We start from the raw sequence: 16,302 nt of genomic DNA on the forward strand, positions 1-16,302 counted from the left end.
GCGTCAGGACACCGGGTCGACGGGGTAGCGCACCAATCCGAGTTCCGCGTCGGTGCCGAGCAGGCTGTGGCTCGGCAGCACTCGTGCGGTGTAGCCGAGGACACCCGATCGGTAGGGGGTCACGGCGGTGGCGAATGTCAGCCGGCCGAAGGCGTCGACGTCGCCGACCGGGCTCATCGCGGTCAGGATCGGATCGTGGATGTCGCCCTCGTCGTCGACGCGGCCGAGCACCGCCTCCACCTTCACCTCTTCGGGGTCGAGCCCGCCCAGCCCGACCTGTGCGGTCAGTTGCAGGGCCTCGGCGACGGTCTCGGAGGCCTCGTCGATACCTGCGATCGTCACCGCGGGCCACGCCTTCTGCACCCGTGACCGATAGACGGCGAGATCCTTTGCCGCGGCGTGGTCGTCGGCCACGGCAGCGGCGTACGAGAGGGCGGCCGGGGAGTACAACTTCGTCGTGTAGTCACGAACCATCCGGGAGGCGAGCACCTTCGGCCCGAGGATCGACAGCGTGTGACGCACCATCTCCACCCAGCGCTGTGGTACCCCGTTCTCGTCGCGGGAATAGAACAGCGGAATGACCGTATCCTCCAGCAGCGAGTACAGTGCCTGAGCCTCGAGGTCGTCGCGACGATGCTCATCGGTGACGCCCTCCGCCGACGGGATGGCCCAGCCGTTCTCGCCGTCGGCCATCTCGTCCCACCAGCCGTCGAGGATCGACAGGTTCAGTCCGCCGTTGAGCGCCGATTTCATCCCCGAGGTGCCACATGCCTCCATCGGCCGCACCGGATTGTTCAGCCAGACATCGCAACCGGCATAGATGTAGCGGGCCATCGAGATGTCGTAATCGGGGAGGAAGACGATTCGGTCGCGGATCGCGGGATCCTCGGTGAAGCGAACCACCTGCTGGATGAGTGACTTGCCGCCGTCGTCGGCCGGATGGGCTTTACCCGCGATCACCAGCTGGACCGGCCGCTCGGGATCGGTGAGGATGCGTTTGAGCCGCTCCGGATCCCGCAGCATGAGGGTCAGGCGTTTGTAGGTGGCGGCTCGGCGGGCGAACCCGATCGTGAGTACCTGCGGGTCGAAAAGATCTGCGGTCCAAGAAAGTTCCACATCGGAGAAGCCGCGATCATGACCGCTGGCGCGTGCTCGCCGGCGCACTTCCGCGACGAGTTCGGCACGCAGATCCTGGCGTGTCCGCCACACCGCGGTGGCGCCCAGTGCGGCATAACCCGGTGCGGCCGAATCCTCGTCGTGGCCGACCAGCTTGCGCCAGGGTCGGGCGACCCAGGTGAAGCCGTGGACACCGTTGGTGATCGACCCGATCGGCACCTCGTCGGCGTCGAAGCCCGGCCACAGGCCCGCGAACATCTCGCGACTGACCTCACCGTGGAGTTCGGACACCCCGTTGGACCGCTGCCCGAGCCGGAAACCCATGTGGGCCATGTTGAATACTCCGGGGTGGCCCTCGTTGCCGAGTGCCAGCACCGTGCTCGCCGGGAGTCCGGGCAACAGTCGCGATCCGCCGTCGCTCTCGGCATCGAGATAGAACGACACCAGATCCTTGGGGAAGCGGTCGATTCCGGCGGGCACCGGGGTGTGAGTGGTGAAGATGTTCGACGCGCGCACCACCGACTCCGCCGATGCGAAGTCCAGTCCCGATTGGACGAGTTCACGCACTCGCTCGACCGCGAGGAAACCCGCATGCCCCTCGTTCATGTGGAACACCGTCGGCTCCTCGCGTCCGGTGATCGCGACGTATTCACGCAGCGCGCGCACGCCGCCGACGCCGAGCAGGATCTCCTGCTTGATGCGGTGGTCCTGGTCGCCGCCGTAGAGCCGGTCGGTGACCGAACGCAGCTCGATGTCGTTGGTGGGGATGTCGGAGTCCAGCAGCAGCAATGGGATCCGGCCGACGGTGGCGACCCACACCTGTGCGTTGAGCGTCCGGCTGCCCGGCATCGACACGGAGATCACCACCGGACGGTCGTCGCCGTCGGTGAGCAGCGTCAGTGGCAACAGGCCCGGGTCGTTGACCGGATACTTCTCGATCTGCCAGCCGTCGTGGGTCAGGCTCTGCCGGAAGTAGCCCGAACGGTAGAACAGCCCGACACCGATCAGTGGGAGACCGAGATCGGAGGCAGCCTTCAGATGGTCGCCGGCCAGGATGCCGAGGCCGCCGGAGTAGATGGGCAGCACCTCGGAGATGCCGAACTCCATCGAGAAGTAGGCGATCCCGCGCGGCATCGATGCGCCTGCCTGTTGCTGCTTGCCGAACCACTGGGGTGCTGTGCGATAGGTGTCGAGTTCGGCCCGCAGCGTGGCCAGTCGCGCCAGAAAGATGTCGTCGTGCGCCAATTCGGCCAGCCGACCGGGATCGACCTCTGCGAGCAGGCGCAGCGGGTCGCCCGAGGTGCTCCACAGGTCGTCGTCGATCGTGGCGAACAGATCCTGGGTTTCGCTGTGCCACACCCAGCGCAGGTTGTGGGCGAGGACGGCGAGGTCGTCGAGAGCGGCTGGCAAGGGTACCCGGACGGTGAACCGGCGGAAGGCTTTCACGGCGTAGACGGTACTTCGCCCGGGACCGTCGTGCACCGCGAGTTCGGCGACATTCATCACCCATTTGCCCAGGACACACCGAACGCCCGCGGGGATCGGATCCGCCGCCTCCGCAGAGTCGGATCGGTGCCGGCGGACAGGGACATCTACCCTCGAACATATGCAGCGAATCATCGGCACCGAGGTGGAATACGGCATCTCGGCCCCGGGAGACCCGACCGCGAATCCGATCATGACCTCGACCCAGGCGGTGCTGGCCTATGCGGCGGCGGCGGGCGTGCCCCGCGCCAAGCGCACCCGCTGGGACTACGAGGTGGAGTCACCGCTGCGCGACGCCCGCGGTTTCGACCTCGGGCGCGGCGCCGGTCCGGCGCCGATCATCGACGCCGACGAGATCGGTGCGGCCAACATGATCCTCACCAACGGTGCGCGCCTCTACGTCGATCACGCCCATCCGGAGTACTCCGCGCCCGAGGTCACCGATCCGCTCGACGCGGTGATCTGGGACAAGGCGGGGGAACGGGTCATGGAGGCCGCCGCCCGCTACGTCGCCAGCGTCCCCGGGGCACCGCGGTTGCAGCTCTACAAGAACAACATCGACAACAAGGGCGCCTCCTACGGCACCCACGAGAACTATCTGATGAGTCGGTCCACCCCGTTCACCGCGGTGATCGCCGGACTCACGACCTTCTTCGCGTCGCGCCAGGTGATCTGCGGGTCCGGTCGCGTCGGTATCGGGCAATCCGGCGACGAGGCCGGGTATCAGCTGTCGCAGCGTTCGGACTACATCGAGGTGGAGGTCGGGCTGGAGACCACTCTCAAGCGCGGCATCATCAACACCCGCGACGAGCCACACGCCGACCCCGAACGGTATCGACGCCTGCACGTCATCATCGGTGACGCCAACCTGGCCGAGACCGCCACCTACCTCAAGGTCGGGACCACCGCACTGGTCCTCGATCTGATCGAGGCGGGGGAGAGTTTCACCGACCTGGAGCTCGCACGGCCGGTGCAGGCGGTCCACACGATCAGTCACGATCCGACGCTGCAGGCGACCGTGGCGCTCACCGACGGTCGGGAACTGACCGGTCTGGCGTTGCAGCGCGAATATCTCGAGCGGTGTGTGGCATTCCACGAGCGTGAGCATTCCGACGACACGCGCGCCCGCCACGTCCTCGATACGTGGGCCGACGTCCTCGATCGCCTCGAACGCGATCCGATGGAGTGCGCCGACATCCTCGACTGGCCGGCGAAGCTGCGCATCCTGGAGGGATTCCGTCAGCGCGAGGGCCTGGGGTGGTCGGCGCCGCGGCTGCACCTGATCGATCTGCAGTATTCCGATGTGCGCCTGGAGAAGGGGCTCTACAACCGCCTCGTCGCTCGGGGTTCGATGAAGCGCCTCGTCGACGAGGCCGATGTTACCCGGGCCATCACCGAACCGCCGACCAACACCCGCGCCTACTTCCGCGGTGAGTGCCTGCGTCGTTTCGGTGCCGACGTCGCCGCGGCGAGCTGGGATTCGGTCATCTTCGACCTCGGCGGGGATTCGCTGGTGCGCATCCCGACCCTGGAACCGTTGCGGGGCAGTCGAGCCCACGTCGGCAAGCTCCTCGACTCGGTGACCTCGGCGGCCGATCTGGTCGATCAGCTCACCACCTGAGACACGCCCGGGTTCGCCTCGTGTTCCACCCCTCGCGATCGGCCACTCGCCGGTAGTGTGGAGAGACACCGGCGACGCGGCACAGCTCCACCACGTGTCCGACCCGGTGATGTGGCCCCGGGGTGTTCCGCGCGGCGCCGCGATGCAGGAGGAAGCGACAAGCGAGCGAAGCGAGCAACGTCGCTGACGACGAAGAGCGGTGCAGCACAGCGCGGAACACACGCGGCGGCGGAGCCGCCGCAGAATTAAGGAGTGCAGATGGCGCAGGAACAGACCAAGCGCGGCGGTGGCGGCGACGATGACGATCTCGGTGCCGACGGCAGTGCGGGCCAGGAACGTCGCGAGAAGCTGGCCGAGGACACCGATGATCTGCTCGACGAGATCGACGACGTCCTCGAGGAGAACGCCGAGGACTTCGTGCGTGCCTACGTCCAGAAGGGCGGCCAGTGAGCGATCCGTTCGGTTCACTGAGTTCCCCGTCCACAGCCCGTCCCTCCCTCTCGCTCGGCGCGGACATCTCCTCGTTCAGCGACTACCTCAGGACCCACGCCCCGGATCAGCTTCCGGCGGCGCGTGCTGAGCGCATGAGCGCGTTCGGTGGCACGGCCGACACATCCGAGATCCCGCACGGAACGACGATCGTCGCGGTGAGTTTTCCGGGTGGTGTGGTCCTCGCGGGCGATCGGCGCGCGACGATGGGCAACCTCATCGCCACCCGGGATGTGCAGAAGGTCTACATCACCGACGAGTACTCGGCCGCCGGCATTGCCGGGACGGCGGGGATCGCCATCGAGATGGTGCGCCTGTTCACGGTCGAACTCGAGCACTACGAGAAGATCGAGGGCGTCCCACTGACCCTCGACGGCAAGGTCAGCCGGCTGGCGTCGATGGTGCGCGGCAATCTCGGCGCGGCGCTGCAGGGTCTGGCGGCCATTCCGCTGCTCGTCGGCTACGACATCGATCACGACGATCCGTCCGAGCCGGGACGGATCTTCTCCTTCGATGTCGCCGGTGACCGTCACGAGGAATTCGGCGGGTACACCGCCATCGGTTCCGGTTCGGTGTTCGCGAAGTCGTCGATGAAGAAGCTCTACCGTCGTGACCTCGACGCCGATTCCGCTCTCGCGGTGGCGGTCGAGGCCCTGTACGACGCGGCCGACGACGATACCGCCACCGGTGGCCCCGACATCGTCCGCAAGATCTTCCCGCTCGCCGTGATCGTCGGTGCCGACGGCGCCCGTGAGGTCGAGTCGGAGGCCATCGAGGCGGCGGCGCGGGCGATCGTCGAACGTCGCGCGGCCGAACACGAAGGAGAGTCACGGTGACGTTCCCGTATTACGCCAGCGCCGAGCAGATCATGCGGGATCGCTCGGAGTTGGCCCGCAAGGGCATTGCGCGGGGACGCAGCGTCATCATCCTCACCTATGCCGACGGTGTGCTGTTCGTCGCGGAGAATCCGTCGAACACGCTGCGCAAGACCAGCGAGATCTACGACCGTATCGGCTTCGCGGCGGTGGGCAAGTACAACGAGTTCGAGAGCCTCCGGAAGGCGGGTATCCAGCTCGCCGACATGCGCGGGTACAGCTACGACCGCAACGACGTGTCGGCGCTGTCGCTGGCCAACACCTACGCCAACGCGTTGGGGTCGGTGTTCACCGAGCAACCGAAGCCCTACGAGGTGGAGTTGTGTGTGGCGGAGGTGTCACGTCCCGGCAAACCCAAGCCCTCGCAGCTTTTCCGGATCAGCTACGATGGTTCGATCGCCGACGAGACGCGATTCCTGGTGATGGGTGGGGCGACGGAGTCCATCGCCGCGGCGCTGAAGGAGACCTATCGCCCGGATCTCCCGCTGGCGCAGGCGTTGTCGGTGGCCGTGACCGCACTGGCCACGCCGATCGAGTCCGGCAACGGGAGCGCCGGGGCACCGCGAGACCTCGATCCCGGGGATCTCGAGGTGGCGATCCTCGACCGCAATCGGCCGCGACGCGCGTTCAAGCGGCTCTCGCGCGCCCAGGTCGAGGAGTTCCTGGGTGCCGCCGACACCGGGTCGTCACCGGCCACCGCGTCCACCGGTGAGGACACGGACCCGGACTCGGGATCGAACGCCGAATCGGGGTCGGGTGACACCGCGGGTGAGTGAGCGTCGCTGCCCGGTCAGCGGCCGGTCACACGGGTAGGGTTGATCACGTGCAGCGTCGAATCATGGGCATCGAGACGGAATTCGGTGTCACGTGCACCTTTCACGGACATCGTCGGCTCAGTCCGGACGAGGTCGCGCGGTATCTGTTCCGCCGTGTGGTCTCCTGGGGCCGGTCCTCCAACGTGTTCCTGCAGAACGGGGCCCGGCTCTACCTCGACGTGGGCTCGCATCCGGAGTACGCGACCGCCGAATGCGACAGCCTCGTCCAGCTGATCAACCACGACCGGGCCGGCGAGTTGGTGCTCGAGGACCTGTTGGTCGACGCCGAGCAGCGTCTGGCCGACGAGGGTATCGGCGGCGACATCTACCTGTTCAAGAACAACACCGACTCCGCGGGCAATTCGTACGGTTGCCACGAGAATTATCTCGTCGTGCGGGCTGGCGAGTTCTCCCGGATCTCCGATGTCCTGTTGCCGTTCCTGGTGACGCGGCAGTTGATCTGCGGGGCCGGCAAGGTCCTCGCCACACCGAAGGCGGCGACGTTCTGTCTGTCGCAGCGGGCCGAACACATCTGGGAGGGCGTGTCGTCGGCGACGACCCGCTCGCGGCCGATCATCAACACCCGCGACGAACCGCACGCCGACGCCGAGAAGTACCGCCGCCTGCACGTCATCGTCGGCGACTCGAACATGTCGGAGATGACGACCCTGCTGAAGGTGGGCTCGGCGGCGCTGGTGCTGGAGATGATCGAGGCGGGCGTCGCATTCCGCGATTTCGCGCTCGACAATCCGATCCGCGCCATCCGCGAGGTCAGTCACGACACCACCGGCACCCGGCCGGTGCGGCTGGCCGGCGGCCGGCAGGCCAGCGCCCTCGACATCCAGCGCGAATACCACGCGCGGGCCGTCGAGCACCTGGTCAACCGGCGTCCGGATCCCGAGATGGACATGGTGGTCGATCTGTGGGGCCGCATGCTCGACGCGGTCGAGAGCGGCGACTTCTCCGGCGTCGACACCGAGATCGACTGGGTGATCAAGCGCAAACTGTTCCAGCGCTATCAGGACCGGTACTCGATGGACCTGTCGGATCCGAAGATCGCGCAACTCGACCTCGCCTTCCACGACATCAAACGTGGTCGCGGCGTCTTCGACCTGCTGAGCCGGAAGGGGCTGGTCCGTCGGGTGACCACCGACGAGGCCATCAAGACCGCCGTCAACGAACCGCCGCAGACCACGCGGGCCAAGTTGCGCGGTGACTTCATCTCGGCGGCGCAGAAGGCCGGCCGTGACTTCACCGTCGACTGGGTACACCTCAAGCTCAACGATCAGGCCCAGCGCACCGTGCTGTGCAAGGACCCGTTCCGCAGTGTTGATGAGCGCGTCGATCGCCTGATCGCGTCCATGTGAGTCGTAGGCTGCTCGGGTGGCACCAACATCCAAGGTTTCCAAGGTCGAACGACTGCTCAACCTGGTGATCTGTCTGCTGTCCACACGGCAGTTCGTCACCGCCGAGTACATCCGCCGCAACGTCGTCGGCTACAACGACGACGACCAGTCGGTCGAGGCGTTCAACCGGATGTTCGAACGGGACAAGACGGAGCTCCGCGACCTCGGGATTCCGCTGGTCACCGGACCGTCGTCGATGGGTCATGGACTCGACGGTTATCGGATCAACCGGGACAGTTACGAGTTGCCCGACATCAGTTTCGAACGTGACGAGGCCGCCGCGATCGCCATGGCCGCCACCCTGTGGGACACCCCGGAGATCTCCGCGGTCTCCCAGACCGCGGTCCTGAAGCTGCGGGCCGCGGGTTTCGACGTCCGTGCCGACGACGAGATCGGCATGTCGGCGGGGGGCTCGACACGGTCGATGGGTACCGAGGCGACGCTCGGGGCGGTGCTGTCGGCCTTGCAGGCCGAGCGTGCGATCACCTTCACCTACCGCGCGGGGTCGGGGACCGCGGGGGTGCGGCGCACACTCGAACCGTGGGGCGTGGTCACCCACCGCGGCCGGTGGTATGTCGTCGGCCACGACCGCGACCGCGACGACACCCGCACATTCCGCCTCAGTCGCGTCACCGACGTCGACGCCATCGGACCGGCCGGCCGGTCGCGGCCACCCGAGGGCACGGACCTGCAACGGATCGTGTCCGCCGCGGTCGACTCGGCCGCCGGGTCGGACGGGCGGACCGCACGGATCTGGGTGGCGTCCGGCCGGGCCGCCGGGCTGCGCCGACTCGCCCAGCACAGCGAGTCCTTCGACCGTTCGGGGGAGCCGGGCGACCTGCTCGACCTTGAGATCCGTTCCCTGTCGACGTTGTCGCGGCTGGTCCTCGGGGCCGGTCCGGACGCCGTCGTTCTGTCACCACCGGAACTGCGCGAGTCGGTGGTCGCCGCACTCGATCAGTTGGCGCAGGTGAGCCGATGATGTCCGCCTCGGCACCCTCACGACTCAGCAGACTCCTCGCGCTGGTTCCGTATTTCCTTGCCCACGACGGGATTTCGGTCGCGCAGGCGGCAGCCGACCTCGGTGTCACCGTCCCCCAACTGACCAGGGACCTCGAGCAACTGTTCGTCTGCGGACTCCCCGGGTACTACCCGGATGACCTGATCGAGCTGGAGTTCAGCGAGGGACATGTCCACGTCGGATTCACCGCGGGGATGGACAGGCCGCTGCGGCTGACACCGACCGAGGCCAGCATCATGCTGATCGCCCTGCGTGCTCTCGTCGACACCCCGGGCGTCGTCGACAGCGAGGCCGCCACCCGGGCCATCGCCAAGATCGAGCAGGCCGTGGGCCTGACCATCCCGGGAGTCGCGGGCACATCCGGCGATGCGGGCGCCCACACCGAATCCGCGCAGTACCGCACGGTCCGGGAGGCGGTCCGCACCGGTCGCGCGCTGTCGGTCAATTACTACTCGGCCACCCGCGACATCGTCACCCGACGCGTGGTCGACCCGATGGGCATCCAGGCCGTCGACGGTCACACCTACCTGGAAGCGTGGTGCCGCGACAGCGAAGGCGTTCGGTTGTTCCGTTTCGACCGGATCGACGACGCGACATTGCTCGACGAACCGTCCATGCCGCCGGAGCAGGCCGCCGTCTCGTCGCAGTCGCCGATCCTGTCGGAGAACCCGGATCTCCCGACCGCGTTGATCGAGATCGATCCGGGGGAGTTGTGGATCCTCGACTACTACACGGTCGATCCGGTCGAAACGCTCGACGAACGAACGGATCCGCAGGCCCCGGTCCGCGCCCGGATCGTGTACGGATCGCCGGAATGGCTCACCCGATTCCTCCTCGGTTTCGGTGGGCACGTGCGGGTGATCGACGACGCCGACGTCGCGAACTCGGTTACCGCCGCGGCCGCGGCGGCGCGTGCACGCTATCGGTGACGGGGGCAACTCTTCGCGCCCGCAACGATCGGTGTGATCCGCGCGGTACGATGAGGACCAGACGACGGGGAAAGGGAAGTTCTTCATGGGTGCAATGTCGTGGTGGCACTGGGTCATCGTGCTGGTCGTGTTGGTTCTGCTGTTCGGGTCGAAGAAGCTCCCCGACGCCGCGCGGGGTCTGGGGCAGTCCCTGCGCATCTTCAAGAGCGAGGTCCAGGAGATGCAGAAGGACGGCGAGACCCCTGCGGCCGCCAAGCCCGAACCCGAGAAGCCACGCGAACTGCCGGCCTCGCCGGATCCGGCACCGCATGCCTCGTCGAGCACCGACGAGACCACGAAGAAGTCCGCCTGAGGTTCGTCCACGGTGCGGATCCCACTCGACCCGCGACGGCGCCAACGCAAACTGAATCCCGACGGCACGATGCCGTTGGTGGAGCATCTGCAAGAGCTGCGGTACCGACTGCTGGTCTCGATGGTGGCCATCGTGGTCACCACCATCGTCGGATTCATCTGGTATTCCCATGGGTTTCTGGGGTTGCCGTCGCTCGGTGACCTGCTGCGCGAACCCTACTGCTCCCTGCCGGCGTCGACGCGCGCCTCGCTGACCCCCGACGACAGTTGCCGCCTGCTGGCGACCGGGCCGTTCGACCAGTTCATGCTGCGGCTCAAGGTCGCGCTGACCGCCGGTCTGGTGCTGGCCTGCCCGATCTGGCTGTATCAGGTCTGGGGATTCGTCACCCCGGGCCTGCATTCCCACGAACGCAAGTACGCGATCGGATTCGTGTCCTCGGCCGCGGTGCTCTTCGTCGCCGGTGCCGTGCTGGCGTATCTGGTCGTCGCCAAGGCCTTCCACTTCCTGCTCACCGTCGGCAACGATGTGCAGGTCACCGCGCTCGCCGGCGATCAGTACTTCGGGTTCATGATCCATCTGTTGATCATCTTCGGCGTCAGCTTCGAGTTGCCGCTGCTGATCGTGGCCCTCAATCTCGTCGGTGTTCTCACCTACGCGCGTCTCAAGGCGTGGCGACGCGGCCTCATCTTCACCATGTTCGTCTTCGCCGCGATCGTGACACCCGGGCAGGACCCGTTCACCATGCTGGCGCTGGCACTGGCGTTGACCGTGCTGCAGGAGATCGCGATCCAGATCGCCCGCTTCAACGACCGGCGACGCGCGAAACGCTCGGCCGAGTGGGAATCGCTGCCCGACGATCAGGCCTCCACGATCCCGGCACCCTCACCCCGGCCGATGGCCTCGCAGGTCGGCGCACCCTCGTCGCAGGTGAGGGCCGAGGGGGCGCCCACCGCGTCATCCGCCCCTGCCGGTCCCCGGCGGTCCGCGCGGGACGGACACACCTTCGACGACGTGCTCTGATCGCGACCTGCTCCGATCGCGCCGGGCGCGCTCGGATCGCGACGTGTCGCTGCACCGCACATCGTCGACAGTGACATGCTGGAGGCGATGACTCCCACCGACCCCGCGGTCGATTCCCGGCCGGCTCCCACCCATCCGGCATTCGACCGGTTCGCCGCCCGTGTCGGCTTTCCGCTCGACGACTTCCAGATCCGTGCCTGTCACGCACTCGAGGACGGCCACGGGGTGCTCGTGTGCGCCCCGACCGGGGCGGGTAAGACCATCGTCGGCGAGTTCGCCGTACATCTCGCACTGGCGTCGGGAACCAAGTGTTTCTACACCACCCCGATCAAGGCGCTGAGCAATCAGAAGTACTCCGACCTCGTCGCCGTGCACGGCAAGGAATCGGTGGGGCTGCTCACCGGCGACACCTCGATCAACTCCGATGCGCCGGTCGTCGTGATGACCACCGAGGTCGTCCGCAACATGATCTACGCGAACTCCCCGGCGCTGACCGGGCTCTCGCATGTGGTGATGGACGAGGTGCACTTCCTCGCCGACCGCTTCCGCGGTGCGGTGTGGGAGGAGGTGATCCTGCACCTCGAACCATCCGTGCGGGTCGTCAGCCTGTCGGCGACGGTCAGCAACGCCGAGGAGTTCGGGGAGTGGATTCAGACCGTCCGCGGCGACACCACCGTCATCGTCGACGAGCATCGGCCGGTCCCGCTGACCCAGCACATGCTGGTCGGCAACCGGATGTTCGATCTCTTCGATCCGCACCACGCGCCGGGTGAACGACCGAAGGTCAATCCGGACCTCAAACGCTTCATCCGGCACCGGATCCTGCTGGCCGACGACGACAATCGGCGCGGCCATCGCGGGCGGTCCGGCCGACCGCGTCGCGGCAACACCGTGTCCCGGCCACAAGTGGTCAAACAGCTCGACCGCGAGGGCCTGCTGCCGGCCATCGGCTTCATCTTCTCCCGTGCCGGATGCGACGGGGCACTGGCACAGTGCCTGCGATCGGGTCTGAGCCTGCTCGCACCGGACGAGGTCGCCGCGGTCGACGAGGTCGTCGATCGTCACCTGATGGATCTCTCACCCGCCGACGCCGACGTTCTCGGTGTCGACGAGTGGCGTGCCGGGCTGCGACGTGGTTTCGCCGCGCACCACGCCGGGATGCTGCCGACCTTCCGCCACACCGTCGAGGAGCTCTTCGTCCGCGGGCTGGTCCGCATGGTGTTCGCGACCGAGACCCTGGCGTTGGGGATCAACATGCCGGCGCGGTCGGTCGTGCTCGAGCGGTTGGTGAAGTTCAACGGTGAGGCGCATGTCGACCTGAGTCCCGGCGAATTCACCCAGCTCACCGGGCGTGCCGGTCGTCGCGGCATCGACGTCGAGGGGCATGCGGTGATCGTGTGGTCGCCGGAGATGGTCCCCGAACAGGTCGCCGGCCTGGCCGGCGCCCGCACCTTCCCGCTGCGCAGCTCCTTCGCACCCGAATACAACATGGCGGTCAACCTCATCGGACGCCTGGGCATCGACGGCTCCCGCGATCTGCTCAACCGCTCATTCGCCCAGTTCCAGGCCGACCGTTCGGTGGTCGGACAGGCCCGCAAGGTCGACGAGATGAGACGGCAGCTCCGCAAACTCGACGTGTCTCTCGCCGAGACCGCCCGGGCCCGCGGGATCGATCCGGGACCGCTGGAACCCGGCGATCGGACCCCGGCAGACGGTGCGCATGACGGCTTCCTCGGCTACATCACCCTGCGTGAGGAGATCCGGCGAACCGAACGCGACCTCAAGTTCCGACGCCGCGTCACCACCCACGACTCGATCGCCGCCGAGTTGACCGCCCTCAAACGCGGAGCGGTGATCGGGGTGCCGAGTGGGCGGCACCGCGGCCTCGCGGTGGTCCTCGAAACCGCCACCCAGCCCGCCGACCCGAAACCCCTCGTGCTCACCGAGGATGCGTGGTGCGGCCGCGTCGGGATCGGCGATTTCATCAACCCGCCGGAGGTCCTCGGGGGCATGCGGTTGCCCCGCAACGTCGACCGCCGCACCGGCCGCGGCCGGCGGGATCTGGCCTCGGCGCTGCGATCCACCGGGATCGAGATGCCGCGCGGCCGCGGGAAGAAGCGTGCGGAGGCCACCGACGACGCCGAACTGCGCCGCCTCCGCCACGAACTGCGCGCCCATCCCGCCCACCGCATCGACGGTTCCGACGAACTGTTCCGGCTCGCCGAACGCCGCAACCGGTTACTCCGGGACGTTGTCAGCGCCGAGCAACGGATCGGGGAGCGCACCTCCACGCTCGGTGTCACCTTCGACCACATCGTCGGCGTACTCACCGAACTCGGCTACCTCGAGTACGTCCACGGCACCGTACGCGTCACACCCACCGGCGAGGTGCTCGGCCGCATCTACAGCGAGAGCGACCTCGTGGTCACCGAATGCATCCGGGCGGGCATCTGGGACTCGCTCTCGCCCCCCGACCTCGCCGCGGTGGTCGCGTCGATGGTGTTCGAGTCGCGGCGTGACAGCTATTCGGGGGTGGACGCCCTGCCCGGGAATCCGGCGCTGCGCACGGCGATGATGGACACCGTCGACATCTGGCGACAGGTGAGCACCCTCGAGACCCGTCACCGGGTCCCGCCGACCCGCGAACCCGATACCGGGTTCTCGGTGGCGGTGTCCCTGTGGGTGAGCGGCCGATCGTTGACCGAGTGTCTCGCCGCCGCCGGAGAACGCGGCCACATGCTCTCGCCGGGCGACTTCGTCCGGTGGAACCGGCAGGTCGTCGACCTCCTCGAACAGATCCGACTCTGCGTCGGAGACGATTCCCCGCTGGCGCGTCCGGCCCGGTCGGCGGTGGGTTCCATCCGACGTGGCGTCGTCGCGGCCGAGTTGGGGTGACCTCGCACGTTCGGTCGTCTGACCGACACTTGTGCGCATCGGGCGTGAGTAAGTGATTGTGTGTGGTGCCTGAGGTAACGTTTCGGACAGCATCGGGCGGTGTCGCAGTGTCTGCCGACCCGGTTGAGCGAGCAGCACATCCGGTGGCCACGGCGACCGAGAAGAGGGCGGGAGACACCACACATGAGCTACCCCAACGACCCGAACGGACCGGCGGGTCAGCCACCCCACGGAGCGGGCGGTGGCCACGAGGACGGTAAGACCGAGGTCGTCCGTATCCCCGGTCAAGGACAGCCACCCGCACCGGGTGATCCCACCACCGTGCCACCGGCGACACCCGGATACGGTCAACCACCGACATACGGGCAACCCGGTTTCGGACAGACCGGCCAACCGGCACCGCCGACGACCGCGACACCCACGCCGGGGCAGACGCCGCCGCCCGGATACGGCTCCGGCGGGTTCGGTACACCGCCGGGTGCGCCCGGACAGTACAACCCGACACAGATGGCTCCGACGACACCCCAGCAGCCGGGCGGATACGGTGCCGATCCCACCCAGCAGGCGGGCGGTCAGTACGGGCAACCCGGCACCACGCCGTACGGGACACCGGCCCAACCGGGAGCGGCGAGCAACCCGTACGGTCAGCCGGCGCAGCCGGGAACCTCCCCGTTCGGCGCGCCGGGCAGCGGTGGATTCGCCCCGGGACAGCCGAGCCAGCCGGGCACGGCAGGCTTCGGTCAGTTCGGTCAGCCGGGTCAGTTCTCCCAGCCGGGGCAACCGGGTCAGCCGGGCCAACCGGGACAGCCCGGACCGTACGGCGCCTACGGGCAGCCCGATCAGTTCGGTGGGATGGCCACCGGCCAGAAGAAGGGTCCCTGGAAGATCCTCATCGGGGTGGGCGCCGCTCTCGTCGTCATCGCGATCGTCATCGTCGTCACCGGATGGTTGTGGTGGTGGCCGCGGTCGCTGGATCAGTCCGCCGCCGAGAGTGGCGTCAAGCAGGTCCTCACCGAGGATTACCAGGCCAGTGACGTCACCGACGTCAGTTGCCCATCCGGTCAGCGCGTCGAGAAGGGCGCATCGTTCACCTGCACGGTCAAGGTCGGCGGTCAGCAGCAGAACGTGAAGGTGACCTTCCTCAACGACGACGGCAAGTATCAGGTGGCGCGGCCGACCAGCTGACGTGCCCCGATCTCGGTGACTCCTACGGTGCCCGGGTGAGCCGGATCTGCTCACCCGGGCATCGTGGTGTCACAGCGCGTGTCACACGTCCCAGGCCAACGCCTTGGACAGCCGCGTGATCGACGCGCCGATGCCGAGTTCCTCGACGAGGTCGGCGAGGCGTCCCGGATCGGCCGGGGCCGTGGGCAGCCGGTCATTCCCGCTGTCGATCGTCTCCGCATCGGTGCGGACGAAAACGACGGTGCGGGCCACCGACAGATAGTCGGCGGCGGCGACCAGCGCCTTGCGATTGCGTGGCGGCAGATCCGATGCCGGGTCGGTGACGGCCGCCTCGAGTTCGTCGAGACCACCGAACGCCGAGATGAGCTTGGCCGCGGTCTTGTCGCCGATCCCCGACACGCCGGGGAGACCGTCGGACGGATCGCCGCGCAGGATCGCCATCTCCGCATACGCCGCGCCGGCCCGCTCCGGCGGCACGCCGTACTTCTCGGCCACCTCGCGCGGGCCCATCATCTCCGCCTTGGCCAGCCCACGTCCGACGTAGAGGACCCGCACCGGCACCGGGTCGTCGGTGACGACCTGCAGCAGATCCCGGTCCCCGCTGACCACGATCACCGGGTCCGTGGTCTCGGCGAACGCCAGTGTGCCGATGACGTCATCGGCCTCACATCCCGGCGCGCCCGAGGTCGACAGTCCCACCGCCGCAAGCACATCGGCGATCATGTCGACCTGCGGGGTGAGGGTGTCGGGTACTTCCTCGACGTCCACGTCGGTGCCGGCGGTCGCGGGTTGCGCCACCCGGTGCGCCTTGTAGGACGGAATGAGGTCGGTCCGGAACGTCGGCCGCCAGTCCAGGTCCAGGCACACCACCAGCCGCGTCGGATGCTCGCGGGTGAGCAGATTCGCGATGGTGTCGATGAACCCGCGGACGGCGTTGACCGGGCGCCCATCCGGCGCGGTCATCTTCTCGGGCAGGGCGAAGAACGATCGAAACCACAGGCTGGCCCCGTCGAGGAGCATCAGCGATCCGGTCGGGTGAGTGTCGGCCACGCTTACCACTGTGTCATCCCGGTCCGGGCCGATCCATCCCGGT

13 protein-coding genes are annotated in these 16,302 nt (G+C 67.7%); 11 read left to right on the forward strand and 2 right to left on the reverse strand.

Annotation, left to right across the window (positions count from 1 at the left end; genetic code table 11):
* Positions 1 to 3: 3 nt before the first annotated feature.
* On the reverse strand, positions 4 to 2,562 hold the full coding sequence (gene glgP, locus ABLE92_RS06395; protein WP_348803848.1) for an alpha-glucan family phosphorylase: 2,559 nt from the start codon (positions 2,560 to 2,562) through the stop codon (positions 4 to 6).
* Positions 2,563 to 2,722: 160 nt separating this feature from the next.
* Here glgP and dop point away from each other — a divergent pair, with 160 nt between their 5' ends.
* The 11 genes from dop (at position 2,723) to ABLE92_RS06450 (ending at position 15,209) form a co-directional block, all read left to right on the forward strand.
* Positions 2,723 to 4,222 (forward strand): depupylase/deamidase Dop, encoded by a 1,500-nt coding sequence (gene dop, locus ABLE92_RS06400; protein WP_348803850.1) that lies wholly within the window; start codon positions 2,723 to 2,725, stop codon positions 4,220 to 4,222.
* A gap of 258 nt (positions 4,223 to 4,480) precedes the next feature.
* Positions 4,481 to 4,672, forward strand: coding sequence for a ubiquitin-like protein Pup (locus tag ABLE92_RS06405; protein WP_348803851.1), 192 nt, complete (start codon positions 4,481 to 4,483; stop codon positions 4,670 to 4,672).
* Complete coding sequence (prcB, locus tag ABLE92_RS06410) at positions 4,669 to 5,547, forward strand: proteasome subunit beta (RefSeq protein WP_348803852.1); 879 nt, start codon at positions 4,669 to 4,671, stop codon at positions 5,545 to 5,547. Before ABLE92_RS06405 ends, prcB begins: the two co-directional genes overlap by 4 nt.
* Positions 5,544 to 6,362: a proteasome subunit alpha gene (gene prcA / locus ABLE92_RS06415; protein ID WP_348803853.1), complete on the forward strand. Its 819-nt coding sequence runs from the start codon at positions 5,544 to 5,546 to the stop codon at positions 6,360 to 6,362. The genes prcB and prcA overlap by 4 nt, the downstream gene beginning before the upstream one ends.
* A 47-nt stretch (positions 6,363 to 6,409) precedes the next feature.
* Complete coding sequence (pafA, locus tag ABLE92_RS06420; RefSeq protein WP_348803854.1) at positions 6,410 to 7,768, forward strand: Pup--protein ligase; 1,359 nt, start codon at positions 6,410 to 6,412, stop codon at positions 7,766 to 7,768.
* A 16-nt stretch (positions 7,769 to 7,784) separates the two neighbouring features.
* Positions 7,785 to 8,789: a helix-turn-helix transcriptional regulator gene (locus ABLE92_RS06425; protein WP_348803855.1), complete on the forward strand. Its 1,005-nt coding sequence runs from the start codon at positions 7,785 to 7,787 to the stop codon at positions 8,787 to 8,789.
* Positions 8,789 to 9,757 carry a helix-turn-helix transcriptional regulator gene (locus ABLE92_RS06430; RefSeq protein WP_348803944.1) on the forward strand — a complete coding sequence of 323 codons (969 nt, stop codon included), beginning with the start codon at positions 8,789 to 8,791 and terminating at the stop codon, positions 9,755 to 9,757. Before ABLE92_RS06425 ends, ABLE92_RS06430 begins: the two co-directional genes overlap by 1 nt.
* Before the next feature lie 85 nt (positions 9,758 to 9,842).
* A complete protein-coding gene (gene tatA / locus ABLE92_RS06435; protein ID WP_348803856.1) occupies positions 9,843 to 10,109 on the forward strand; it encodes a Sec-independent protein translocase subunit TatA in 267 nt (88 codons plus the stop codon).
* A 12-nt stretch (positions 10,110 to 10,121) separates the two neighbouring features.
* A complete protein-coding gene (gene tatC / locus ABLE92_RS06440; protein WP_348803857.1) occupies positions 10,122 to 11,129 on the forward strand; it encodes a twin-arginine translocase subunit TatC in 1,008 nt (335 codons plus the stop codon).
* A gap of 87 nt (positions 11,130 to 11,216) precedes the next feature.
* Positions 11,217 to 14,024 carry a DEAD/DEAH box helicase gene (locus ABLE92_RS06445; protein WP_348803859.1) on the forward strand — a complete coding sequence of 936 codons (2,808 nt, stop codon included), beginning with the start codon at positions 11,217 to 11,219 and terminating at the stop codon, positions 14,022 to 14,024.
* A gap of 183 nt (positions 14,025 to 14,207) precedes the next feature.
* Positions 14,208 to 15,209 carry a DUF4333 domain-containing protein gene (locus ABLE92_RS06450; protein WP_348803860.1) on the forward strand — a complete coding sequence of 334 codons (1,002 nt, stop codon included), beginning with the start codon at positions 14,208 to 14,210 and terminating at the stop codon, positions 15,207 to 15,209.
* An 81-nt stretch (positions 15,210 to 15,290) separates the two neighbouring features.
* Here ABLE92_RS06450 and ABLE92_RS06455 read toward each other — a convergent pair whose 3' ends face one another.
* On the reverse strand, positions 15,291 to 16,229 hold the full coding sequence (locus ABLE92_RS06455) for a 5'-3' exonuclease (protein ID WP_348803946.1): 939 nt from the start codon (positions 16,227 to 16,229) through the stop codon (positions 15,291 to 15,293).
* Positions 16,230 to 16,302 lie beyond the last annotated feature (73 nt).

The organism is Gordonia oleivorans (assembly GCF_040044975.1).
In the GTDB taxonomy this organism is placed as follows: domain Bacteria; phylum Actinomycetota; class Actinomycetes; order Mycobacteriales; family Mycobacteriaceae; genus Gordonia; species Gordonia oleivorans.